The following is a 23,664-nucleotide window of genomic DNA, read 5'->3' on the forward strand; positions in this document are numbered from 1 at the left end:
GCAATGCTGACCGGCATTGCTTCCGGTGCTATTTTTGCTGTGGGCTGCGTTACTTTTTTTCTGCAACTGGCCTCCCATCATTGGGGTTCTCCAAAGTTGTCGGTTCATCTTCCTTCCAAGCGGTCCATCGAATCACTTTTGTTGCCCCGGGACCGTATCACGGCAAAGGCTATTCCAAACACATACATCAGATTCCAAACCAACATGCGCAAGGTTTCCAACATGCGTTATCCACTGCTGGCAATTGCCGCGATGCTGTTGATTGCAACGGGGCTGCACAGCCAGACCCCATCGTTAGCGTTCGACGAATTCCAGGGGGGAAGCACCTATATCATCGCCTTCCCCGATACCGTGGCGAACGTCAACGACGCGGCGAACGCGTACCAAATGCAGGATAAATTCCTGGTGTACCTCTATTCCACCGTTGATGATAGCATCCGCTTTACTTCAGGGACCGGTTTCTCGAAGGCGTTTGCGGTGAAAGGAGGGGTGATGTCCTCGGTGGATTTAACCACCGTCGCCCAGCCGGTTGTGACTACCCCTGGCATCCCATCCAACAACACCTACCGGGTGCAAGGGAAGTACCCATTTTTGATGTACTGCCACGTGATTACCAAGTTCGGCGCAGAAGCCTGGACCCCCTTGCCTGTGGAAGCCTGGGGAACGGAGTATTATGCCGCCACGCTCCAGGGGGACATTGTGGCCGATGCTACCGTTGGCAGCACCAAGATCAACAAGAAAAACAAGGCCGCCCCGGCGCAGATTATGGTGATTGCTGCAAACGACAACACCGTTGTGACGATCTACCCAAACGGGCAGATCCCTAGCAACCAAATGACCTTCCTGACCCTGATGGCCAACCAAGCCTACATTCTGGAAAGCTATGTTGACACGCTAACCGCCAATATCGGCACCGCCCAGCCGGACTTCGGCGGGTCGCGGATTAGTGCCACCAAACCAATTGCCGTCATCAGCGGAAACACCCGCACTTCGGTGACAAATTTTGAGGGGGGAATCTCCCAAAACACCTTCAAAAACATGATGGTGGAATGGCTGGCCCCGGCGGACCAGCATGGCACCGAGTTTGTCTATACCCCAACGTGGGACATCTACCGCATCACTGGGCAGACGAACGAAAACACCGACGGCAAACGCGCCTCGGAATTCATCCGGGTGTACGGAAGCTCCAAGGACACCACGCGGGGAATCTACCAGCAAACGCTTGGCGCGCAGAAAAACAACTTCTTCACGCTGAACAGCTACTTCAACGAGTTCCGCGTCACCGGCACGGCCCAGGCGGTGTATATCAAAACCGATAAGCCAGCGCAAGCCGTGATGAACTCAACAGCTGCGGTGAAGCTTACCAACAAACCATCAACCGGCGGCGGCGGATGGGGCGGGGGAACCACCATCACCGGCGCAAGTTTCGAGTCGGTCAGCACCTACATGGCCGATCTTATCCCCCGTGAGCAATGGGCCAGCTTCGCGCCATTCTATGTGGAAGCCCACCCCGGGGATATGCTCCATTACGTCAACGTCGTTGCCGATGCCAGCTTCGACGGCATGATCTACTACGGCAGCACCACAACCTCCGAACGCCCGTTTGTCTTCAATCGGGGCACCATCCCCAACACCACTCTGGTCTGGGGAACAATGACCGTTGACCCAGGTATCAGCTACTACGTTCGGGCCGAGCCGGGGGCAACCTTTACGGGACAGGTGTATGGGCTGGTAAAGGGGCTGGAATCGTTCAAGTCCGGCAGTGGTGGATCCAAAGGGAAGTACTTTGAACGGACCTCAATCGCCTATGGCTACCCCCTTGCTCCAATGCGCAAAGTGCTGAAGGTTGCCGACACACTGGAGATCACATCCCAGACCACGTGCAGCGAGCTATCGGTCAACATCCATACCCTCACGCTGGAGGCCGCCGGCCTCCGCTCAATCGTGATGAACGACAGCGCGGTCAACGCCAAAGTGGTTTTCAAGGAGCCAACCACTGCTTTCCAAATCGTTGGTATCCGCGACGCAAAAGTGAGCGTGGTGCCGATTGACCCCAGCAAGGATGCCTCGGGAACGTTGGTGATTAAGGACCGCACCGGCGCAGCAACGGAAATTCCTTACTCCTACTACGCCGAGCGCCTCACCATGCCGGCAATGCTTGATTTCGGAAAAATCCCGTTCGACTCCGCCCAGCACACCCAGCAGGTGGCGATCACCAACCCGCTGGGGCGCGATTTGAAGATCAGCCAGCTGAAATTTAGCCGTGGCAATCAAGGGTTTACGGTGGTCGGGACCGAGCCAGCAACGCTAACCTTGAAGCCTAACCAAACCGCAACCATCACCGTTGCGCACATGGCTCCGGCCAACGGCAAAGCCTACCGCGACACGCTCCAGCTGCTGACCGAGTGCTCCGAGTTCCGCTTGCCAGTCTCCTCCGTCACTGCCGACCCATTGCTACGCATGGGGGATTTGGATTTTGGCGAGGTCTATGTGGATGCCTCCAAAGTGCTGCCACTTGAGCTGTGCAACGTTGGGGCCGATACCGTGAAGTTTACGTCGGGGGGTGGGTTCCCGGTTGTCAGCATCGAGCAAGGGTTTGATATTCCTCAAGGGGATATGAACAAGCTGCGCTCCGCAAAACTTGGCCCGAACCAATGCGTGACCATCAATGTGGTCTTCAACCCGAAGGATAGCGGAACCTTCCGCACCACGGCCAAGTTTTTGGTGAACACCACACGCTACCGTGACACCTCCCACTGGACCGGCAAGGCCGTCTTCAAGGATGTGGACACCACCAGCAGTGTTGGCCTAAGCAGCAACGTTGCCGGATATCTGCTTCGGCAGAACGACCCGAACCCCTTTGCCGCGCAAACACGAATCCAATTCACTGTAGGGAAGAGCGGGCACACAACGGTGGAAATCTTCAACACACGCGGCGCGCTGGTGGCCACGCTGATGGATGCCGAGCTTTCCGAAGGCTCCTACCAACTCACCTGGGATGCCGCATCGCTTCCCGCCGGAACCTACTACTTCCGCGTCACCAGCGGACGCTGGAGCGACAGCCGCACGATGCTGCTGCAACGGTAAAAAAGGGGAGGAGTGGGGTGGCATTTCCACTGCGAAGAAATGAGCAAGTAGAAATGGCCAGATGGAGATGACCAATTATCAAAGCGGCGGCCTTCATTCCAATGAAGGCCGCCGCTGGTTGTTTAGGGAAGGATTGATGCGCTGGCCACTTGGCCAATCAACGCCATGTCACCATGCTGCTTCAATCGCTTTGCGGAAGGTGGCTTCGTCGCGCCCACCAACCATGGTGTTGACGATCTCCCCATTGCGGTTCACCACAAACGTTGTGGGGACCCCACGAATCCCGCCATACGCCTGCTCCAACGTCTGCTCGTCGTCGGCAATCACCAGCGGGTAGGCAATCCCGTTCTTCTGGGCAAAGCTGTTGACGTGTTCCACCACGGACCCGCCCCCGGGGGCTTGCTCGTTCACATTCACCCCAATAATCTCGAACCCTTTGGGGCCAAGCTCCGTCCGCAGTTTTACAAGGTCCGGAAGCTCGCGTCGGCAGGGGGGGCACCATGTTCCCCAAAAATTCACCAGCACCACCTTCCCTTTGTATTCTTCCAGCGAATGCTCCTTCCCGTCGCTTCCCATCCATGTGAAGTTTGCTGCGGCCTTCCCTTCCTTCTTTTGAACGCTCTTCAATGGCGAGACGTTGGCCACCGCTCCAGACGTTGGTGCGGGTGCGGGTGGCGGGGGCTGCGTGGTTGCGGCGGGGGGCGTGGCTTCGTTGCGGGTTAGCGCGCCATCGGTTTTGCTTGACTTGCAGCCGGCCACCGCCAGCGTGGCAACGGCCGCTGCAAGAAAGATGCGTGATGTCATTGTTCTGGATTGTTGTTGAGTTTGAAACGCTGAGTTGATTGAAAATCTGAGTTTGAAGAAATGGTGCTTGGATGCGGATCCAAGCACCAGCAGAAGGGGGGGGATGAAGTCAGTCGCGTACTCCATCTCCCACCGTTTTCACCACTTCGCCAGTTGCTGAAGCTGGTCGCTGGGGACGTTCGCGGCGATTGCAATCGCAAGGTCGCCGTGCTTCCCAACGGTAATGGATTGATCGGTGCGGGAAGCCTCCATGATCTTCTCCCCAGCCTCCATCTTCTGGCTGGCATCCTGCGTCACGTAGAAGGGCCTCCCTTGCTGAAGCACGCTCCACGGTATCTGGAAAATGTACATCGTCCGTTCGCCGGAGCGGTACACAAGGTGTGCCACCGCAAGGTCGCCATGCTTGCTGACGAATCCCCCCGCCAATGCCAGCGGCGTTGTTGGAAATTTCACCGGATAGGCCACCCCCTCCTCCGTGAAGAACTCCGCCAACTCCTCCTTGCTCTCGGTTTCCATTGCGGGCTTCACCTTCCCGTTGATAATGGCCCCGAAGTTTGTGGCGGCGGCATTGAAGAAATTCAGCGAGGGGAGCGGCTTCGCGTTCGGGGTTGACGCGCTGGTGGGGGACTGAATTGGAAGCGTTGTGGAGGGCTGCTGGCCACGGCTTATCAGCATCACCACCCCAGCCAGGACCAACCCCACCGCCGCCAACATCCCCGCCATTGCCACAGGTGATGAAGTTTTAGGCTCGGGGATAGATGCTGCCGAATCGGCCACAACAGCGGGCTGGACCTTGCCACTGGTGGCTGTTGCCGCAAGCCCTGGCGTTGCGGAAAAGGTTCCTATCTGCCGCGGCGTTTCTGGGGGCGGTTCGGTGGCCGTGTGCTCGGCTACTTTCATCCGTGCGGAAAGCTCGCGCTCGAACGTCGTTCGGCAGTCGTCGCAGGGGGCTTCGGTTGGGCTGGGCTGGGCGCCATCGGGGTGCGCTTCCACCCATGTTGCAATCTGGTCGTGAAATTCTTTGGCGGTCACGGTTGGTTCTGTTGCTGGCTTTTGTTGCTGAAGGATGTGTGCTTGGCGCACGCGGCTGGATATGCAAATTTCCGGCAAAAGTACAGAACTGCTGGGAAAGCCTTGCGGGGCGGTGCTCCCCGGCAGAAGCAACAGTCCGTTTGGATTGAAGGGGGCGCGGGGAATGCAATGGAGCAAATCCGCCACCTGCCTGTATATTGCGCCGCGAAAAGCCAGCCAAACCGATCACCGGCCCATACCTGAATGTTTGTCGGACGCGAAGACGAAATCCATCGAATCCATCAATGCTTTGCCACCCCGGTCCATCCCACCGATGCGGTGGGCGCGGAACCAGCATCCATCATCGCAATGTACGGGCTGTTTGGCGCGGGGAAAACCACACTGCTGCGGCGGATCCGGCGGATGATTGAAAAGGAGCGGCTGGCCGATGCCATGTTCGTCGTCAACGAAGACGTCAACACCACCTCGCTTCCGGAATTCGTCTATCACCTTGCCACCGGATTTATCTCCCTTGACGCAGCGATCCCCCGCTTTTACATTGACGAGACCGATGCCCGCCGCCGCCGCTACTTGCAAATAATGGGGCGATTGGGGGCCGACACCATGCCGCTGCTGACCAAGCTCCGCGCCGAACTTCACCATCAATCCAGCCACCCAACTGCCGAGGGAACGGCGATCGAGTCGGAACTGCTGATGCTGGAGCACGCCGTGAAAAACCAGTTCAACAACCCCGACGACCAGCGGCTAACGCTGAACACCGGGAACGTCCTGGCCGAGTCGTTCATCGTGGACCTGATGAACACGATGTTCCCCCTATCCGACGACATCGAATCGCTTGGTGCATACCTGCAAACCGGGCAAACACCAAAGCGGATTGTGATTGTGATTGATACGTTCGAGAAAATCACGCCGCTGCTGAACCCGTGGCTGCTGGAATCCCTGCTCCCATATCTCTACGAAAAACGATTCGGCGATTTCCATTCCTACCGAACCCCGTACCTGCCAGCAGGAACCTTCGTGCGGGAGTTCTTCGACGTCCGGTTTGTGATTGCCGGGCGCGAACGCTTGTCGCTGACCGATCTGGAACGCCGCTGGGACCGCTATCGCGAGGCGTTGGTGGAAATCCCGATTGGCCCATTTACCCGCGACGAACTTGCGGAGTTTCTGCGGCTGAATGGATTCAAACCGGAAGACGTTGCCGAGCGGGTGATTGAGCTTACGCAGGGGCTTCCCTACCTTGTCACCTTGTGGGCCGATGCCGCACGCGCCAGCAGCGAAGGGGCCGAGCAATCGTTTGTGAACGCCCTGGCCGAGCAGCGGATTTTTTGGTACAAAACCGACGAGCAACGGGAATGGATCCGCGCCGCTGCCTTCCTTGATTGGTTCGATGCCGACGCGCTCCGCTGCTTCCCAGCGGTTGGCCACGATGCCGAGCGGGCTTTTGAGTATCTGCGTAACTCCAGCGAGGTTTCGCGCCCAAGCGTTTCCATGCCCGGGAAGTACGAGCTGCATGGGATCATCCGCGACGCGCTTCGCCAGGCCACGTTCCAGCAAAGCAGCGAGCGGGGCCAGGCGTTTGTGGAATCGGCAACCGCGTTTGCGAACGCTTGGGGAGTGCTTTCGCGGTTTGACTTTGTGGAGCGCGATCTGCTTCGCCGCCTTGCGTTCTTTGCTTGGTTCGATAGCGAAGCAATCCGCCGATACTGCGGCGGGCAGGCGCACCGGGTGAGGGCCATGCTGGACACCGCCCCCGATCTGTTCCTGCCAACCAACGGAACCGGGCACCGGCTTTCCGCCGACGCGGCCCAGGTGCTGGAACGCTACAACCGCCGCGTGGAGATTGGAACCTACCAGCAACGGCTGCAAGAAGTGGAAGCAATATGGCAGGAACGGAAAAGTGAGTTGGAGCAGCAGGCCCAAGAACTTCAGCAGCGATTGGCGAAGGTGGAGGAGGAGCTTCGGATGAAAAGCGCGGAGCGGAGGATGAAAGCGGAACTCCACCAATCAACACGGGGGACGATGGGGGTGCTGGAATCCGATCTGCAAACCGCACGGAAACGCCGCCGCCAGGGCCTGACCGACCGCGAAGCAGTGATTGCGCGGACCAGTTTCTTCTTTATGGTGCTTTGCTTCCTTGCCTTCCTGAGCGTCCGCTCAACCCCGATTGACCCGGCAACGCAGGAACTTGTCCGCTCCGCAGCGTTGGCGCTGACGCTTCTGTTCACCTTCGTTTTCACGCTGATGCTGGGGCGGATTCTGTACTTGCGCAGCCGCAAAAAGGAGCTGCGCGACTTGCGCGAAGATGAGGTAAGCACCGAGGATCGCCTATCCAGCAAGCGGTATGAGCTTCACACGCTTGGGGCCGAAGCGGAGATTGCCGAGCGTGCTATTGCCGCGCTAGAAGAAAAGCGCGCACAGCTGCGGAAGGAGATCGAAGAGCGGCAGCGATTGCTGCAACTCCCCTACGTGTGATGCCTTTGGTTATCGGAGGTAGCGGCCCCGACCTCCGTCGGGGCCCAGTCAGATGGCGCCGAAGGCTAAAGACCTTCGGCTACCTTTAAGAGGGGGGTAGCGGCCCCGACCTCCGTCGGGGTTGATAACAGGTCTTTAGCCTGCCGAGTTAGATGACGCCGAAGGCTAAAGACCTTCGGCTACCTTTAAGAAGTGGGTAGCGGCCCCGACCTCCGTCGGGGTTGATAACAGACGGGGTAGCGGCCCCGACCTCCGTCGGGGCCCAGTCAGATGGCGCCGAAGGCTAAAGACCTTCGGCTACCTTTAAGAGGGGGGTAGCGGCCCCGACCTCCGTCGGGGTTGATAACAGGTCTTTAGCCTGCCGAGTTAGATGGCACCGAAGGCTAAAGACCTTCGGCTACCTTTAAGAAGTGGGTAGCGGCCCCGACCTCCGTCGGGGTTGATAACAGACGGGGTAGCGGCAGGTCTTTAGCCTGCCGAGTCTTCTTTAGCCTGCCCAGATAGAGAAGATAACGTCGAAGGCTAAAGACCTTCGGCTACCTTTAAGAAGTGGGTAGCGGCCCCGACCTCTGTCGGGGCCAAGTCGCCGAAGGCTAAAGACCTTCGGCTACCTTGAGAATAGCCGCCGAAGGCATTCTGGCGGGTAATTCCTCTAACTATATTTGCCGACATGAACTCCGAATATTTCTCGCAAGCCCCGGCGACGCTGGTGCTGATTGGCGTGACTGTGGCCATCAGCCTGTTGGGATGGAGCCGCCCTTCGTGGTGGCGATACATGGCGTTGGAACCGCACCACATGTGGACCAATCATCAATATCACCCGGTCGTCACCAGCGGGTTCCTTCATGGCGATGGAATGCACCTGCTGTTCAATATGCTGACGATGTTCTTTTTTGGCATGCCGCTAGAGGTGACGATTGGCTCGCAGAACTTACTATTAGTCTATTTCATCAGCTTGATCGTCGGGAACTTGTACCCGTACTTCAAGTACCGCCAACAGATTGACTACGTTGCGATTGGGGCCTCGGGAGCGGTTTCGGGGGTGTTGTTCTCGTATATCCTGTTCTATCCGCTGTCAACCATCTACGTGTTCATGTACATTCCGATGCCGGCGGTGCTGTATGCCCTGCTGTTCGTTGGTTACTCCATCTACGCCATGCGAAATCGGAACGACAACGTGGGCCACGAAGCGCACCTTGCCGGCGCGGGCGCGGGCATTGTTGCCACGCTGGTCCTTGTTCCGCAGGTGATTGAGGTTATCGCAAACCACTTCTGATAGCTATTCTTTGATGTCCCTTTCACGCCGCATCGTTTCCGTGATTCCACAGCTTGTGTGGTGGGTTGGGGCTGGGGTGATTGTTGCCGCCGGGCTGCTTCTGTTCGGGACGTTCTGGGGCGATTCCACTATCTATCTCCCCTACGCCCGAAGCATTGCCCACGGCGATTTCTTCAGCTACAACCCGGGCGAATTTTCCTCCGGCAGCACCTCTCCGCTCTGGGCCGCCTTGCTATCAATCCCATACCTGCTTGGTGCCGATGTCTGGGGTGCGAAACTTCTCTCCTTGCTTTGTTGCCTTGCTGCGTTTGCCGTGTTGGTGCGGCTTGTTCGCGCAGTGGTGGGGGGCGTTTCCGCCGCCGCAATCGCCGCGCTGTATGCCGTCGAGATGCTGACGTTTTTTGGGGTGATGATGTACGAGTCAGGGCTGATTGTTCTGCTGGTCTCCCTGTCGCTCCTCTGCTCCTTGCGGATTGCCGAAACCTTGCGGCGCGGCGGGGACCCGGGGCTGCGCGGGTGGTTGGTGCTTGCGGCGGTTTGGGGTGCGATCCCCCTAACCCGCCCCGATTCCACCGCGTTGGTGGTGCTGCAGGCCGGCGCGTTGTGGTGGTTTGCCGGGGGGCGTTCGCGCCACGTGTTGGTGCGGCTGGCTTCGGTTGGGGTGATTGCTGCAATTCCTGCCGCCTGCTACTTCGGCTATTCCTATCTGACCGTTGGGGCGTTCTCGGTTAGCAGTGTGTGCCGTGCGTTCGCGCTGCAAGAATCGGCGCAACGGCTTGGCCCAATCGCCTACTCGAAACCGGCGCTGGGATACTTGGGGGGGATTCTGTACATGATCCTTCCGGCTGCGTTCGGCTTCGATCTGCTGCGCCGCAACGGGGCGCGGTGGTTGGGGTGGTGCGCCGCCGCCAGCGTGATCGCCTACGCATTCTTGCTGGTGTTCGTCTCCCCTGTCACCAACGATCTTGCTCGATATTTTCTGCCGACTGCCCCACTGCTGGTGGTTGGCGTGGCAAAAACCTTCAGCATCTGGGAACAGAAAGCGAAGGAAGAGGGGGAGGGAAGGGGGTGGAGCATTGCGTTGCTGGCAATCGGCCTAATCTTCCTGCTGAAACCGATTGGGGGAATCGTGGGGGAGGCGTTGGAGCAGCGCACGCGGGGCTACAGCTTCGATGAAATTGTGGAGAAGGAGGCGGCCCAGAAGATCAACGCGATTGCGCCGCCCGGGGGAACGGTGCTGGCGTACGAGGTCCAGGATCGCTACTACCTTCGCCCGGACCTTCGGCTGCTTAGCCTTGATGGAATCACCGATGGGAAGGTGGCCCCATATTTAGCCAGCGGCGACATGGTGGCGTTCCTGAAAAAGTACCGCCCAGGCTACTACTTGGCGAACGATGCAGTGGAGTATCGTCCCTATCTTCGCAAAGGATTGCTGAACCGCGTGGTGACGGCGTTCCAGGCCGACACCACTTTGCGGCAATTCACTTCCGATGGAATGACGTTTTCGCTGGTGGAACGGCGCGCCCGCCCGATGCCGAAAGGCTTTGCCGGCTGGCGTGCACTGTTTACCATTCAATACCACAATTAAACGGGCCAACGGGGGCGAATAATTGCATGGCCGTTCCCCGTTGCATAGTTTGGCGGCATTCTTTGGCTGGCAACCGGCTTGCGGTTCTTCATGGTGTTTCGGTGGTGATATGGCAACGGAATCGCTTTCACGAATACTGTGGATTGGAACAATCGTTCTTTTCCTGTTCTACTTGCTGATCGGTGGGCTTCCGTTCAGCGCCCCGGTTGTTGCCAATATTGTTCTGGCTCCGGTTGATATCAGCGACCAGTATCAGCTTTGGCGGCTTCTAAGCTATCCGTTAGGGCCGTCGTTCATTGGCTTGCTTCTTGCCGGAATCGCCTTCGGTGCGCCGGGGGAGGAGGTGGAGAGCATCCTGGGGAAACGGAGCTTTGGGGTTGCGTTGCTTTGGCTAACGTTGGCAATTGGCGTGCTTCATGTTTTGGGGAATTGGGGGGAAAGTGCCTATGCCCTTTCTGGTTTGGAGCATCTGGCGTTGTTCACCATTGTGGGGTTTGTCTATCTGTTCCCGCAAAGCAGCGTTCGGATATTTTTCATCAACATCCCAAGCTGGTTTGTGCTGACGTTTGCTTGCGGGTTGGTGCTAATCCAAACGGTGGATGCGGTGGTGGAAGGGGGGCACGGGGCCGGGGCATTGTTTACCGAAGGGGTGGTGACGTTGGTGGCAAGTGCCGGATTCTTCCATGCGCGATTCCAGAAATACCGCTTCCTGTTGGGGGCGATTCGGACCTTCGAGCGGGTGGCATTCCGCCCGCAGCATAGCGGTGGCAACGTGCGCGCCGCTGGGGGGGCAATGCAGCCAATGCCGATGCGCCACGTGGCTTCGCGGGCTTTTGCCGGACGCTTGCAACCGCAGCATCCGGTCCGCCGCCAGGAGCTAAGCGATGAGGAACGGCTGAACCAAATCCTTGACCAGATCAGCGAAACAGGCTACGATTCCCTAAGTCCCGACGAGCAGCGATTCCTTCGGGAATACTCACAACGCTTGTAATCTTTCCCGATCATACATCCGAACATCTTCCATGACAGCAGCAGAACGACTTGAGCAACTGAAGCAGGCGTTGCTACCGCTTCTTGCCGAACATTTTGGCGAGGAGAGTTTCCAGACCGCGGAGCACCGCAACGAGCTTTCCATCGCCATCCCACGCGAGCAGCTGACGGAGCTGATGGGATTCCTGCGCGACACCGAATCGCTTCGGTTCAACCAACTGCGCGACATCAACGCCGTGGATTGGAATCGCCGCAAGGACCGCTTCGAACTGATCTACAACCTGTACTCACTTCCCAACAGTTGGCGGCTGCGGGTGAAATGCTTCACCGACGAAAAACGCCCCCACGTTGATTCCATCTGCGGCCTGTACACCGCCGCAAACTGGTACGAGCGGGAAACCTACGACATGCACGGCATTATCTTCGACGGCCATCCGGACCTTCGCCGGATGTATATGCCCGAAGACTACGTGGACCCCGAAACCGGCGAACCGATCTATCCGCTTCGCAAAGATTACCCGGTGATGGGTGTCCCGGGCGCATTGCCGCTTCCCGACAGAAACCCAGTGGTGTAAAAAAACAACGGCCCTTGACCAACCAATTCCCTGACAACCATGAATATCGGATCAACAGCAACGCTGGAGCGCGTCACCGACCTTCGCCAGCGGAAAATCCTGAGCAAGGTAATTGACAAGGATACCACGATCTCCCTTGAAGGGCGCGACCCACTGGAGAACACGATGATCCTGAACATGGGACCGCAGCATCCGGCAACGCACGGGGTGCTTCGCGTCCTGCTTCGGCTGGATGGTGAGACCGTGGAAAAATGCATCCCCGAGCTGGGATACCTCCATCGCGGCTACGAAAAGCTGGGGGAGAACATGACCTACCATGAGTTCCTTCCCCACACGGACCGCCTGGACTACTTGTCGCCAATGTCGAACAACGTGGCCTATGCAATGGCGGTGGAGAAGGTGCTGGGGTTGGAAATTCCCCCGCGTGCGGCGTGGATTCGGACGATGATCTGCGAGCTTGCCCGCATCAGCTCGCACCTGCTGGCAATGGGGGCAATGTCCATGGATTGCGGCGCAATCACCATGCTGCTTTGGACCTTCCGCGAGCGCGAACGGCTGTACGACATCTTCGAGCAGATCTGCGGTGCGCGATTCACCACCAGCTACACCCGCATTGGGGGCGTTGCCAACGATTTTACGCCAGACGTGATCCCGATGATCCGCAAGTTTATTGACCAGTTCCCGGCGCAGCTTCGCGACTTTGAGGGATTGGTGAACCGCAACCGAATCTTTGTTGAGCGGGTGTCGGGCATTGGATATATGTCTGCCGAGGAGGCCATCCAGCTTGGGCTTACCGGCCCCTGCCTGCGCGGAAGCGGCGTTGCCCACGACCTTCGCCGCGACGAGCCATACCTGCTGTACGACCAGCTTGACTTCGACGTTATCACCTACGCCGACGGCGATTGCTACGCCCGCTACATGGTGCGCGGCGATGAGATGAAGGAGTCGGTGAAAATTGTGCGCCAGTTGCTGGACAACATCCCCGCCGGCCCCGTGATTGCCAACGAAGCCAAGCAAGTGCTTCCCGGAAAAGTGGAGATTTACACGAAGATGGAGGAGCTGATCCAAGATTTCATGCTGGTCAATTTTGGCCAACAGACCGAGCTAGGGGAAATCTACTCCTGCATCGAATCGCCAAAAGGTGAGCTTGGATTCTACATCACCAGCGACGGCAGCGGCCAGGCATGGCGGATGAAAATCCGCTCTCCATCATTCTGCAATCTTCAGGCCTTGCAGCCGATGTGCGAAGGGGCGATGGTCAGCGACGTGGTAGCAATCATCGGCTCCATTGACCCGGTGATGGGGGAAGCGGATAAGTAAAAAGCGGCGCAACAGCAACGTGCCAACATCAAAACGCCCGAAGCAGTTCAATTGCTTCGGGCGTTTTTTTTATGACTGCGCTCCGTTGGTGGGTGTTATCCCTCATGCGGCTTCTCTTCTGTTGGCAAGGCTTTGGCCTCTTCGTTATTGCTTGGCTCTTGGCTTGGTTGGTCCGGAGCAGGCTCCGATGATGAGTCCGAAGTTGAAGGAGGGATGCTAACCGTTTGCTTCCCGCCTGCCGGGTAAAAAAACAGCAGCAACACCACCCCGATCGAAACCGCAGCATCGGCGATGTTGAAAATGTAGAACCGCTCAAGCTCGCGACCGAACAGCGAGAAATCGGGGATGTCAACATCCACAAAATCAACCACGCGACCGTAAAACAGCGAGGCGTAATTGTAGAAAACCCCGTAAAACACGCGGTCAATTAAGTTCCCCGCCGCGCCGCCAAGAATCAGTGCCAACGCAATCCGCAGGCCGCTCCAGCCATCGGCGGAGGTTTTGCGAAGAAGGTGGACAAGGAAGATGGAGGCGGCAACGCTGAACAGGCTAAGAATCACCGGCATTCCAAAATCCAACCCGAACGCCATCCCGGGATTCTCCACGAAGGTCCAACGGAGGAAGTCGCCAAGCACCGGGCGGCTTTCGCCAAGCATCATCCCCGGATAATTCCAGCCGAAAAGGTCGAACCCTTTTACCGATAGCTTGGTGATTTGATCGAACAGGACGATCCCAATGGGGATCAGAAAAATTTTTTTCCGCACAAACGGTTCTGGTTAATGGTGGAATACTACGCTTTGATTTTTTTCCCCTGCTGCCGCAAGCCTTGGCCACGGCCTTTGCCGAAGAAACCGCAAAGGACACAAGGAATTATCCCTGTGTCCTTTCGGCGGTTTGGTTCGGTTTGTTCGTTATTCTTCTTGGTCCAGTGCTTCTTTGTAAATCTTTCCGGGTTCGCACAGCTTGTTGGTGTTCTTGTACGTTGGGCAAACCTGCGCGATTGGGACCTCTAGCAACCGGCGGCTGTCCAGCCGAAGGCCACATTTGCGGCACATCCCGTAGGTTCCGTTGTGAATGCGAACCATTGCTTCCTCCAATCGCTTCAAGTAATCGGAGCCACGCTGAACTTCCAGGTATCGTTTCTCGCGCTCCATTGCGTCGGTCCCTTGCTCCATGTGAAGGGAGTAGGCACTGTTGTCGTCGGCGCTATCGCGTGAGGTGACTTCCTCCAGCAGGTCTTTGGCGATGTCAAGGTCTTTTATCTGTTCATCCCGCTTGTACTCGATGTTCTTGCGGAATTTCTCTAGGTCTTTTTGCGAAAACAGCTCGGCACTATTGCTTCCGGTTCGTGCCGAAAACATCTCGGTTGGGAGCTTGCTCAGCACTGCCTTTGCCGCTTTCTCTTTGGATCCTGCCGATCGTTTCTTTGTTGATTTATTGGTCACTTCTGCTACTGGTACGGATGATGATTGTTGAGCCGGGGCAGCCGCTGGCACGGTGGCTTGCGCCGCCGCAGCTGGCTTCGGTTTCGATGGTGCTGCTGGCGTAGCAGCACCCGCTTTCTTGGATGGAGTTGATGCCGCCGCCCCTTTGGTTGCGGCTTTCACTGACGGTGGCGTTTTGGCCACAGGAGCTTTTGCGGTTTTGGCCGCCGATTCCTTTGGGCTTGCCGCCGCTTTTTTTACCGCAGCTCCTGAGGGGGGTGTGGCTTTGCTTTTTGCGGCGGCGGCGGATGGTTTGGCCGGCTGTTTTGCCGCTGGTGCTCCCCTTTGGCTGCTGGCTTTGCGGCAGATTTCGCTGCCGGTTTTGCCGGCTGTGGTTTCGGTTTGGCAACCGCTGCGGAACCTCCTTTGGTGGCAGCCTTTGCAGGTGGGGCCTTTTTGGTTGCGGTTTTCACTTCAGTGTTGGTTGGCTTGGGCGCAGGTTGTTTTCCGGCAGCGGCTCCTTTTTTGGGGGCCGGTGTTGCTGCGGCTTTGGCTGGCTTGGCCGTTGCTTTCTTGGTTGAAGCTGGTTTGCTCGCCTTCGTTGCCGGTGTCGCGGCTGCTTTTGGTTTACTGGCTGCCATAGCTTGTTCCCGAAATGAAAATGTGATGTGAAAGTTCTGTTAGGCTGCTTGCACGCTTTCGCTTCGCTCCAGTGATATCAGGCATGATTGGCCGTTGATCTCGGTTTGGCTTCCTTCATCGGCGGCTTGGCTAACGTCGGATTGGCGAAACTCAACTTGCTGAAGCTCCACGGCCAGCGTCTCGGCCATGATGTATTCCCGTTGCAACTCCAACGCCTGGCGAAGCTCGTCGTGGCCGGTTGCGAACGATAACCGGATGCGGTCCGAGACCTCAAGGCCGCTATCCTTCCGCAGGTTTTGCACGCGGTTTACGAACTCGCGGGCAAGCCCTTCCTGGCGGAGCGCGGCATCCAGCTCGGTATCCAACGCCACGGTAATCGGGCCTTCGCTTGCCACCAGCCACCCCTCAATATCTTCGTGAATGATCTCGATATCTTCGGGGGCGATTTCCACGGGGTCATTGGAACCCAGCAGCAATTTCCCTTCGCTTTGAAGCTGGATAATTTGCGATTGCGTTAGCCCGTTAATCAGCCCCACCACTTCTTTCACCCGCTTCCCAAACTTTGGCCCCAGTGCCTTGAAGTTCCCTTTTGCCCGAATCTTCACCACGTCCGACTGGCCGGCGCGAACGTACTCAATTCCCTTCACGTTCAGCTCATCCATGATGATTCCTTCCACGCGGCGGTAGTCGTCGCGCTCGGTTTCGTCGGCAACGGCAATCAGCAATCGCCGCAGCGGCTGGCGGACCTTGATCCCCGATTTCTCGCGAAGCATCCGCGCCAGCGCCACCGCACCCTGGGCGCGTGCCATGCGGCGTTCAAGGTCGCGGTCAATGGTGGCTGCGTCGGCTGTTGAAATCAGTGCAAGATGCACCGAGCTGGCTTCCTCGCGGTTCGTTGTGCCGTTTAACGAGCGGAACAGATGGTCCGAGAAGAAGGGGGCCGCCGGGGCCATCAGCTTGCAAACTTGGACCAAGCATTCGTACAACGTCTGGTATGCCGCGCGTTTATCCGGCGACATCTCACCTTTCCAGAAACGGCGGCGGTTGCGGCGGACGTACCAGTTGGAAAGATGCACGATGGTGAACTCGCTAACCAGCCGCATTGCTTTGGTTGGTTCGTAGTCGTCCATCAGGCTGACGTAGGCTTCGGTGGTGGAGGCCAGCACCGAGAGTATCCAACGGTCAAGCTCGGCGCGTTCGGCCAGCGGGATCGCTTCCTCCGTGTGGGTGAAGCCATCAATGTTGGCATACAGCACAAAGAACTTGTACGTCTCGGCCAATGCGCGGAAGAAGTCGCTAAGCACCGTCCGGGCGATGTCGTCGGGATTGAAGGGGCGCGGTTTCCACGGGGGCGCGCTGGTGGTTAAGTACCAGCGGACCGCGTCGGCCCCGTAGCGGTTCATCATCTGGAATGGATCCACCACGTTCCCCAGCCGCTTCGACATCTTCCGCCCATCTTTATCCAGGATCAGATCGTTGACCAGGATGTTCTTCTGGGAAGTCCTGCCGAACAGCGCGGTGCTGATGGCGTGCAGGGTGTAGAACCAACCGCGTGTTTGGTCAATCCCCTCGGCAATGAAATCGGCGGGGAATCGCTCGCCGCCATCAATCATCTCACGATTCTCGAACGGATAATGCCACTGGGCAAAGGGCATCGAGCCGCTATCGAACCAGACGTCAATCAGTTCTGGAGTGCGGCGGTAGGTTTTGCCGTCGCGCCGGAAGATCACCCCATCAACAAACGGTTTGTGAAGGTCCAATTGGCCAGCAACGTCGCTCATCGGGACGATGCTGCCGTCGGGGTGCTGGAACTCACCGGTCATCAGTTCGGCAACCGAACCAACGGCGAAGATGTCGTTCGGGTCCGATTCGTTCACCCAGATCGGGAGCGGAGTTCCCCAATAGCGGTCGCGCGATAGGGACCAATCTTTGTTCTCCTCCAGCCAGTTCCCAAACCGCCCCGCGCCAATCTCTGGCGGGTGCCAGCCGATGGTGTTGTTCTGCTCGATCATCTGCCCGGCGTACTGCGTGGTGCGGATGAACCAGGAGTCGCGGGCATAGTAGATCAGGGGGTTGTCGCACCGCCAGCAGTGGGGGTAGCTGTGCAGGTAATCGTTGCTGGATTTCAGCACAAGCCCGCGATGCTTCAAGGCGATGATGATCTCCTTATCCACCCCTTCCTCGGTCCGGTCCTCGAACGTGATCGTTTTTACTGAGCGTCCGGCAAAGTCGGTGACCTCGGCAGTAAACCGTCCGTTTCCGGTTACTGGTTGCAGAACGGGAAGATCATGTTTCAGCGAGACTTCGTAGTCATCCTGTCCAAACGCTGGCGCGATATGGACGATTCCGGTGCCATCTTCGGTGCTGACGAAATTCCCCGTCACCACATACCAGGCATCTTTGTTGGCGGCCACGTAGCTGAACAACCGCTCGTACCGGACGCGCTCAAGGTCTGCCCCGCGAACGGTTGCCAGCACTTCCCACAATCCATCGGGGTCCAGCGTGGCGCGGCGTGCCTCGGCAAGGATGAACTGTTCATCGGTGGCGGGGTTCCGCACCAGCACGTAGTTGATATCGGCCCCAACCGCCAGCGCAACGTTCGAGATCAGCGTCCAGGGGGTTGTGGTCCAGACCAGGAAGAAGGTGTTTCCGCCATTTCCTTGAAGCGATTCTGGAAGTGATTCCTCAACAATCCGTGCTTTAACATACAGCGAAGGGTCGCGGACATCCTTGTAGCCCTGGGCAAGCTCGTGGGAGCTAAGCGGAGTTTCGCAATGCGGGCATTGGGGAACAATCTTGAAGCCACGGTAGATCAGCCCTTTTTCGTGGAACTGGTGAAGCGCCCACCAGACCGATTCAACGTAGTCGTTCGTGCAGGTGATGTACGGGTTTTCAAGGTCCACCCAGTATCCCATCTGCTCGGTCAGGCTGTTCCAGCCGTCTGGCTTGTTGATATGCTCGTACACCATCTCCCGCGCAAGGCGGTTGAACTCGGCCACGCCGACCTTCGTTTCAATCTCACTTTTTTCTTTTAGGCCCAGCTGCTTCTCGATGGCAATCTCCACCGGAAGGCCGTGGGTGTCCCAGCCCCCTTTGCGTTCCACCCGATAGCCGCGCATCGTCTTGTAGCGGCAGAACATATCCTTCAGGGTACGCCCAAAAACATGGTGAATGCCGGGATTGCCGTTGACGGTTGGTGGTCCTTCGTTAAACACCCACCGGTTGCTGGCGGGGCGCGATTCAATAGAACGCTTGAACGTGCCATGCTCCTTCCAGAAGGAGAGCACGTCGCGTTCCAACGCTGGATAATCAACACGTTCGGGAAGTTGAGGAAACATTGAACTGAGGGTCGGTTAACGTAAAAGCAGCCGGTTGGCAGCACGGCACGGCAAACCGGAACGGATGCAGCCGTAAGCAGCCAACGCAGAGCTGTTGAGTTTGAAAGGGGGCAATTCTACTGAATGACCGTGACTTCCGCAACCATTTGGCGATGGAATTTTACGGGAAAAATGACCGGAACCGCAGGTGTTACTAATTGGCATGGCTTGGCACGGGGTTCAGGCCCTGCTTCGGGGAAGTTTGCAGCCGCCACAACAGGAAGCCGTAGTATATTCGCGGCAATTCCCAACTACTGCATTCACAACGGAATTTGCCATGGACAATAGCAATCACACCGACTTGTCGCACCGATTTCCAGAGTTAAAAAATCCAGCAGAAGTGCTGGTTCGTGTTTCCGATGCCTTCGTCGCGCCGGAGTACGCGCGCGCAGGGCTTGGCTTGCTTCGGCGTGCGCTGCGCCAGCTTGGCCACGATGCACGATTCGGCCTCTCCACAGTGGTGACCGCGCCGGACCAATACACGAACATCATTGCCACGATTGCGCAATGGTGGTTTGTGAACTTCCACATTGCCGATGCCGAGCATCTGGAAGAAGGGGACGACGAGGAAGAGATCGCCCCGCCAGACCTTCCAGCAATTCTGGAACACCAAAAAGCAGAGCACGAAGAAGCGAAAGCTGAAGGAGATGATGACCAGGACGACGACGACGATGATGACGACGAGCTTGAGGTAGTGGAGGCAACCTTCTACCAAGTGGGAACCTTCCTGCTGGACAGCACCATCATCCCGCACGAAACCATCTTCGACCGCGAGGACAACATTGATTGCTACGCCTACGATTATCCCGATAACCGCATCGAGGCGGAACGATTCTACTACGCACGGTTGGTATGGGAGCCGGAAGACTTGGCGAACGAAGATCTGGTCAACGCCTTGATGTCCGCCGCAAATTTTGTGCTGACCCACTATGCCGAGGATATGCCCTTCGCCGAATTCCACGATACCGACCTTGCCCAAGTGATCCTGGATGAAGCATTGGCCGAGCGGGTGATTGGTGCGGCAGATTTTGGCGATGTGGTGGTGATTGATCCAAATGACCCAAACGCCGAGTAGCCCTCTTGCGCAAAAAAATTGGCTCTATCCCGCAAAAGGGGATAGGGCCAATGCCATATATGGGCAGTTGAGAGGCCAAGGGGGGAAGCGGAACGTTCCGCAGCCGTGATTACCCGCTGCCCCGTTTGCCAGCTACTTCCGCCGCTCGTTTGCCAGCGCGGTGTTGATCTCCTTAAACATGGCATCCCACGTGGCATTGCGCGATTCGGGAGACTCGCTGGTGTTAAACTCGCGCCCCTGAATTTGGCAGATAAAGTAGGCCGCCAAATCCCGCACGGCATAATGGTACTGGCGGAAGATTGGTGCTTCCGGTCCCAATGCCGTCAGCGGCGTTGGGTTGTCCAGGTCCTTAATAAGGTGCGGGATTGCCGCTTCGCCGAACTTGACAATCGTTTCGCCAAGTCTGGAGAGATGTCCCCCGGGAAGTGCCCACCAATGGTGCATGAACGCGCCATCAATTGCTTCGCAGTAGATTTTGATCATCCGCTGGTCCGGGGCTTTGCCAAGCATCAGCAACAGCTCGTGGGCAAGCACCCGAAGGCGGTGATCTCCCCGCTCCGATTTTGTGATCTTCTCAAGATCTTCCAGTGCTTTTGGCCGTTTCAACAGCCGCTCCGCTTCGCCGCGTGTGAACAGGGCATCCACCGATGTCCCCTGTAGTTCTTCGCGCATGGTTCCAAGACAAGTGGTCGCCATAGCCGTACAATGACAGTCTGATTGATTACTGTGGGGAAAGAATCTACAACAGCGGTCTATCCTTTTCCAAAAGATTGTTTGCCAAGCTGATAAATTTTCCAAATTGCCGAGACCAATGCCAGCCCTAACACATTATCTGGTTGTTGACTTTGAAGCCACTTGCTGGGCCGGGGGCGAGCAGCGGAGCGAGGCAGAAATTATCGAGTTCGGCTGCGTGAAATTGCTTCGGAATGGGCTGCAAGAAGATGGCGATTTCCAGAGTTTTGTTCGCCCCGAACGCCACCCCAGGCTTAGCGACTACTGCACCCGCCTTACCGGAATCCGCCAGCAGGATGTTGACGCTGCCGGATACTTCAGCGCGGTGATGCCCAAATTTTTGGAGTGGCTGGGCCCGCCCGCTGCCGTCACGTTCTGCGCGTGGGGATCGTACGACCGGTTCTTGATGCAGCAATCCTGCCGGTTCTACCGCTTGCCATATCCATTTAGCACGGAGTTTGTTGATCTCCGCTTGGAGTTCCGCGACCGACTTGCGGGGCGGATAGTGCCAATGCCGCAAGCAATGAAAATGCTGGGGCTGGAGGACCACGGCCCCAAACACTCCGCCATTAACGATGCCCGCAACGCCGCCCGCATCTGGCGCGAGCTTCTGGCAGGGTAAAAATTGGAAGGATAGAAGATCGTTGAACATTTCCAACAGAAACTCCATGCCCAAAAATCTTGCAACCCTTCCCACCGATACTCTGGAGCAACAGCTGCGCAGCCAGCACCGTTGCGCCGCCATTGCCGGGGTGGATGAAGCAGGCCGGGGGGCACTGGCCGGCCCGGTGGTTGCCGCGGCGGTGATCCTTCCCGTTGGATGCCTGCCGGAAGGGGTTCGCGATTCCAAACTGATTCCGGAGCAGGAGCGGGAGCGGCTGTACGACCGTGTGATCCAGCAAGCAGTGGCGTGGGGAGTTGGCATTGTGGACCCGGCGACGATTGACCAAATCAACATCCTGCGTGCCACGTTTGCGGCAATGCGCCAAGCGGTTCAAAGCCTGGCGATCCCCCCCGATGCGGTGCTGATTGATGGGCGCGACAATCTGGAGTTCGGAATCCCCTCGCAAGCCATTATCGGCGGCGATCGGCTTTCGGTTTCCATTGCTGCTGCAAGCATCCTTGCCAAAGTCACCCGCGACCGGATCATGCGTGAGGCGCACCAGCACCACCCGCAATTCGGCTTCGACCAGCACAAAGGATATGGCACGCTGCGGCATCGCCAAGCAATCCAACAGTATGGCCCTTCCAGCATCCATCGCGCCACTTTCCTGAAAAACTTCCTGCAGGGGAAGTTGGAGTTCGCCGGGGAGTAAGATGGAAAGATGAGGGGAAGCGCATCGAAAATGGAGGGTGAGTAAAGAGAGATTGAGCAAGTAGAGATTGAACAACCGGCGCAGCACGGAACGCATCCGCCGCGCCCGTTGGTCCGCACAGCAACTGAGAAATGTTCGGCAACTAACCAGAGATACCGCCTTGTTTATCAACGGACGCAACGCAGTCTTGGAAGCCCTTCGGTCGGGGAAAGGGTTGGAGAAGATTTTCATCATGTTTGGCTCGGAAGGGGAGCCTGTGAACGAGATTCGGGCCGAGGCAAAACGGCTTGGGGTCCCCTGCATCGTGGCCGACCGCAAGAAGTTCCTTCAGATGGAGAAGGATATCGGATTGGGGACACGCTCGCAAGGGATCATCGCCCAACTGCGCGAGGTGGAGTATGAGGATATCGAGGCCGTGGTGGAGAACGCTTGGATTGATGGCCGCGCGCCGCTGGTGGCCGCCCTTGACGGCATCACCGACCCGCGCAACATGGGGGCCATTATCCGCTCGGCAGAATGCGCCGGGATTGATGGCCTTTTCTTCGGCAGGCGCAACTCCGCCATTGTCAACGATGTGGTGATGAAAACCAGCGCCGGCGCGGCCAACCACCTTCCGTTGGATCGGGTGGCCAACTTGGGCGATATGCTGCTGCGGCTAAAAAAATCCGGCCTTGCCATTGTGGGCTTGGATGGCAGCGCGACCGCATCCTACACCGAACACGACTTCACGGCCCCAACGGTGATTGTTGTTGGAAGCGAAGGGGAGGGGATTGGCACCCGCACAAAAAATCTGTGCGATGCCCTGATCTCTATTCCAATGCGCGGGCAAGTCACCTCGCTGAACGCCTCGGTTGCTGCCGGCGTGGTCTTCTTCGAGGCCCAACGCCAGCGGCAAGCCAAGAAGTAAAAAAAGAGGGAGGGGGGAATGGCCGGGCCGTTCCCCTTGCTTCCCATTTCCCTTGCTTCCCATTCTCCCCCTCGCTCCCCGTTTCTCGCCCCCCCGTCACGGCCTTTCCTTCACGTTCTGTGAATCGGTTTCACACACTCCCCTTATTTCCACCACGATTTCCGCTGCAACCGCTCTGGCACGGTCTTGGAGCCTTTTTACGGAAGCGACACGAAACCTTCATTGAAAACCTGGGAGCCACGTATCGTCTTCAAGTTCTTCTACTTCCTGCAAGGCCAAGCTACTTGGTCATCGTTCAACAAATCAATCGGAGAGAGAAGACCAATGAAGAAGATCGCAGTAACCGCCGCCGTGGCACTGTTCTTTGTTGCGATTGCAACAACCGCCAGCGCGCAAGTAACCGGGGTTCCAACCATCAACAGCGTGTACGACCAGCTGCGGAAGCAGACGGCCTACGCGGTGGAGATGCGGGGGAACCAAGTGGTGCTTCGCGATCGGGACAATGGCAGTGAAGTTGTTTGGCTGCAACAGGTTTCGCCGCAATGCGTGAAGGTGGAGGGGGAAGTGGGGAATATCCACGACGCTGCTTCGGCAACGCAAACGCTGGCCCGGATGTCGCTGTTGAATTTCAGTTCTCGCGTTGGAACATGGAGCCTTGATAACGGTTCGGGGGCAATCACGATGTCGCATAATCTGAACCCCCGCTTCCTTTCGGTTCCGGCGATTGCCAACACCGCGCTTCTGTGCTGCGACGCTGTTCGCCGCACACGGCTGCTCTGATTGGCAACCCATTAGCGAACGCTACGATGATGACGATGCCTGATGCCTTGACCTGATGCTTTTGTTGATTTGTTGGTTGTTCATGACACGTTGACAACACGGGGGCGGGATCCATTCTCTGCCCAAGATTGATGAAGGATTGCCAATCCGTTGGCCGGTTCTTGTGGCTCGCTTCTATTTTATGGAGAGAGAGAGCCAGAGAGGGCAAGCCACAACCGCTACAGGGTTGGCAACTCCGCATTCTTCAATCGGTTATTGTTGTTTTTA

At 57.5% G+C, this 23,664-nt stretch carries 20 protein-coding genes; 13 read left to right on the top strand and 7 right to left on the bottom strand.

Going from position 1 to position 23,664, the window contains the following annotated elements; genetic code table 11:
• Window positions 1-204: 204 nt before the first annotated feature.
• Window positions 205-3,087: a T9SS type A sorting domain-containing protein gene (locus IPM61_12805; protein ID MBK8912195.1), complete on the top strand. Its 2,883-nt coding sequence runs from the start codon at window positions 205-207 to the stop codon at window positions 3,085-3,087.
• Window positions 3,088-3,255: 168 nt separating this feature from the next.
• Here the strand turns inward: IPM61_12805 and IPM61_12810 are convergent, their stop codons facing one another.
• Together IPM61_12810 and IPM61_12815 are read right to left on the bottom strand one after the other, a co-directional pair.
• Window positions 3,256-3,891: a TlpA family protein disulfide reductase gene (locus tag IPM61_12810; GenBank protein ID MBK8912196.1), complete on the bottom strand. Its 636-nt coding sequence runs from the start codon at window positions 3,889-3,891 to the stop codon at window positions 3,256-3,258.
• 138 nt (window positions 3,892-4,029) lie between these two features.
• Entirely contained in the window at window positions 4,030-4,923 is an 894-nt protein-coding gene (locus IPM61_12815) for a hypothetical protein (protein ID MBK8912197.1), read from the bottom strand.
• Window positions 4,924-5,166: 243 nt separating this feature from the next.
• On the opposite strand from IPM61_12815, the gene IPM61_12820 reads away from it, so the two are divergent.
• The 6 genes from IPM61_12820 to nuoD all read left to right on the top strand — a co-directional run bounded on the left by IPM61_12820 (window position 5,167) and on the right by nuoD (window position 13,144).
• Window positions 5,167-7,395, top strand: coding sequence for an AAA family ATPase (locus IPM61_12820; protein ID MBK8912198.1), 2,229 nt, complete (start codon window positions 5,167-5,169; stop codon window positions 7,393-7,395).
• A gap of 670 nt (window positions 7,396-8,065) precedes the next feature.
• A complete protein-coding gene (locus tag IPM61_12825; GenBank protein ID MBK8912199.1) occupies window positions 8,066-8,671 on the top strand; it encodes a rhomboid family intramembrane serine protease in 606 nt (201 codons plus the stop codon).
• A 40-nt stretch (window positions 8,672-8,711) separates the two neighbouring features.
• A complete protein-coding gene (locus IPM61_12830; GenBank protein MBK8912200.1) occupies window positions 8,712-10,259 on the top strand; it encodes a glycosyltransferase family 39 protein in 1,548 nt (515 codons plus the stop codon).
• A gap of 109 nt (window positions 10,260-10,368) precedes the next feature.
• A complete protein-coding gene (locus IPM61_12835; protein MBK8912201.1) occupies window positions 10,369-11,250 on the top strand; it encodes a hypothetical protein in 882 nt (293 codons plus the stop codon).
• Window positions 11,251-11,281: 31 nt separating this feature from the next.
• Entirely contained in the window at window positions 11,282-11,824 is a 543-nt protein-coding gene (locus tag IPM61_12840) for an NADH-quinone oxidoreductase subunit C (protein ID MBK8912202.1), read from the top strand.
• Between the two features lie 39 nt (window positions 11,825-11,863).
• Window positions 11,864-13,144: an NADH dehydrogenase (quinone) subunit D gene (gene nuoD, locus IPM61_12845; GenBank protein ID MBK8912203.1), complete on the top strand. Its 1,281-nt coding sequence runs from the start codon at window positions 11,864-11,866 to the stop codon at window positions 13,142-13,144.
• A 95-nt stretch (window positions 13,145-13,239) separates the two neighbouring features.
• Here the strand turns inward: nuoD and IPM61_12850 are convergent, their stop codons facing one another.
• The 3 genes from IPM61_12850 to IPM61_12860 form a co-directional block, all read right to left on the bottom strand.
• Window positions 13,240-13,908 (bottom strand): signal peptidase II, encoded by a 669-nt coding sequence (locus IPM61_12850; GenBank protein ID MBK8912204.1) that lies wholly within the window; start codon window positions 13,906-13,908, stop codon window positions 13,240-13,242.
• A 147-nt stretch (window positions 13,909-14,055) separates the two neighbouring features.
• Window positions 14,056-14,589 carry a hypothetical protein gene (locus IPM61_12855; protein ID MBK8912205.1) on the bottom strand — a complete coding sequence of 178 codons (534 nt, stop codon included), beginning with the start codon at window positions 14,587-14,589 and terminating at the stop codon, window positions 14,056-14,058.
• Window positions 14,579-14,977 carry a hypothetical protein gene (locus tag IPM61_12860; protein MBK8912206.1) on the bottom strand — a complete coding sequence of 133 codons (399 nt, stop codon included), beginning with the start codon at window positions 14,975-14,977 and terminating at the stop codon, window positions 14,579-14,581. The genes IPM61_12855 and IPM61_12860 overlap by 11 nt, the downstream gene beginning before the upstream one ends.
• A 20-nt stretch (window positions 14,978-14,997) precedes the next feature.
• Between IPM61_12860 and IPM61_12865 the strand changes: the two genes are divergently transcribed.
• Window positions 14,998-15,240 carry a hypothetical protein gene (locus IPM61_12865; protein ID MBK8912207.1) on the top strand — a complete coding sequence of 81 codons (243 nt, stop codon included), beginning with the start codon at window positions 14,998-15,000 and terminating at the stop codon, window positions 15,238-15,240.
• An 8-nt stretch (window positions 15,241-15,248) separates the two neighbouring features.
• On the opposite strand, the gene IPM61_12870 is transcribed toward IPM61_12865, so the two are convergent.
• On the bottom strand, window positions 15,249-18,548 hold the full coding sequence (locus IPM61_12870; GenBank protein MBK8912208.1) for an isoleucine--tRNA ligase: 3,300 nt from the start codon (window positions 18,546-18,548) through the stop codon (window positions 15,249-15,251).
• Between the two features lie 316 nt (window positions 18,549-18,864).
• On the opposite strand from IPM61_12870, the gene IPM61_12875 reads away from it, so the two are divergent.
• Window positions 18,865-19,662: a hypothetical protein gene (locus IPM61_12875; protein MBK8912209.1), complete on the top strand. Its 798-nt coding sequence runs from the start codon at window positions 18,865-18,867 to the stop codon at window positions 19,660-19,662.
• A gap of 132 nt (window positions 19,663-19,794) precedes the next feature.
• Here IPM61_12875 and IPM61_12880 read toward each other — a convergent pair whose 3' ends face one another.
• Entirely contained in the window at window positions 19,795-20,334 is a 540-nt protein-coding gene (locus IPM61_12880; GenBank protein MBK8912210.1) for a hypothetical protein, read from the bottom strand.
• A 139-nt stretch (window positions 20,335-20,473) separates the two neighbouring features.
• On the opposite strand from IPM61_12880, the gene IPM61_12885 reads away from it, so the two are divergent.
• From IPM61_12885 to IPM61_12900, 4 genes are all read left to right on the top strand, one after another.
• Window positions 20,474-21,016 carry an exonuclease domain-containing protein gene (locus IPM61_12885; GenBank protein ID MBK8912211.1) on the top strand — a complete coding sequence of 181 codons (543 nt, stop codon included), beginning with the start codon at window positions 20,474-20,476 and terminating at the stop codon, window positions 21,014-21,016.
• Between the two features lie 46 nt (window positions 21,017-21,062).
• A complete protein-coding gene (locus tag IPM61_12890; protein MBK8912212.1) occupies window positions 21,063-21,710 on the top strand; it encodes a ribonuclease HII in 648 nt (215 codons plus the stop codon).
• Between the two features lie 160 nt (window positions 21,711-21,870).
• Window positions 21,871-22,617, top strand: coding sequence for a 23S rRNA (guanosine(2251)-2'-O)-methyltransferase RlmB (gene rlmB / locus IPM61_12895; GenBank protein ID MBK8912213.1), 747 nt, complete (start codon window positions 21,871-21,873; stop codon window positions 22,615-22,617).
• Window positions 22,618-22,941: 324 nt separating this feature from the next.
• The gene (locus tag IPM61_12900; protein ID MBK8912214.1) at window positions 22,942-23,397 is read left to right on the top strand and encodes a hypothetical protein; all 456 of its coding nucleotides are present in this window, start codon (window positions 22,942-22,944) and stop codon (window positions 23,395-23,397) included.
• Window positions 23,398-23,664 lie beyond the last annotated feature (267 nt).

Source organism: Chlorobiota bacterium, assembly GCA_016710285.1.
GTDB lineage: Bacteria > Bacteroidota > Ignavibacteria > OLB7 > OLB7 > OLB7.

What these genes read in the sequence shown, in the direction of transcription:
- IPM61_12805 (MBK8912195.1), top strand. Translation starts at nt 205, where the DNA reads ATGCGCAAGGTTTCCAACATGCGTTATCCACTGCTGGCAATTGCCGCG.
- IPM61_12810 (MBK8912196.1), bottom strand. Translation starts at nt 3,891, where the DNA reads ATGACATCACGCATCTTTCTTGCAGCGGCCGTTGCCACGCTGGCGGTG.
- IPM61_12820 (MBK8912198.1), top strand. Translation starts at nt 5,167, where the DNA reads ATGTTTGTCGGACGCGAAGACGAAATCCATCGAATCCATCAATGCTTT.
- IPM61_12825 (MBK8912199.1), top strand. Translation starts at nt 8,066, where the DNA reads ATGAACTCCGAATATTTCTCGCAAGCCCCGGCGACGCTGGTGCTGATT.
- IPM61_12835 (MBK8912201.1), top strand. Translation starts at nt 10,369, where the DNA reads ATGGCAACGGAATCGCTTTCACGAATACTGTGGATTGGAACAATCGTT.
- IPM61_12840 (MBK8912202.1), top strand. Translation starts at nt 11,282, where the DNA reads ATGACAGCAGCAGAACGACTTGAGCAACTGAAGCAGGCGTTGCTACCG.
- nuoD (MBK8912203.1), top strand. Translation starts at nt 11,864, where the DNA reads ATGAATATCGGATCAACAGCAACGCTGGAGCGCGTCACCGACCTTCGC.
- IPM61_12870 (MBK8912208.1), bottom strand. Translation starts at nt 18,548, where the DNA reads ATGTTTCCTCAACTTCCCGAACGTGTTGATTATCCAGCGTTGGAACGC.
- IPM61_12875 (MBK8912209.1), top strand. Translation starts at nt 18,865, where the DNA reads ATGGACAATAGCAATCACACCGACTTGTCGCACCGATTTCCAGAGTTA.
- IPM61_12880 (MBK8912210.1), bottom strand. Translation starts at nt 20,334, where the DNA reads ATGCGCGAAGAACTACAGGGGACATCGGTGGATGCCCTGTTCACACGC.
- IPM61_12885 (MBK8912211.1), top strand. Translation starts at nt 20,474, where the DNA reads ATGCCAGCCCTAACACATTATCTGGTTGTTGACTTTGAAGCCACTTGC.
- IPM61_12890 (MBK8912212.1), top strand. Translation starts at nt 21,063, where the DNA reads ATGCCCAAAAATCTTGCAACCCTTCCCACCGATACTCTGGAGCAACAG.
- IPM61_12900 (MBK8912214.1), top strand. Translation starts at nt 22,942, where the DNA reads ATGAAGAAGATCGCAGTAACCGCCGCCGTGGCACTGTTCTTTGTTGCG.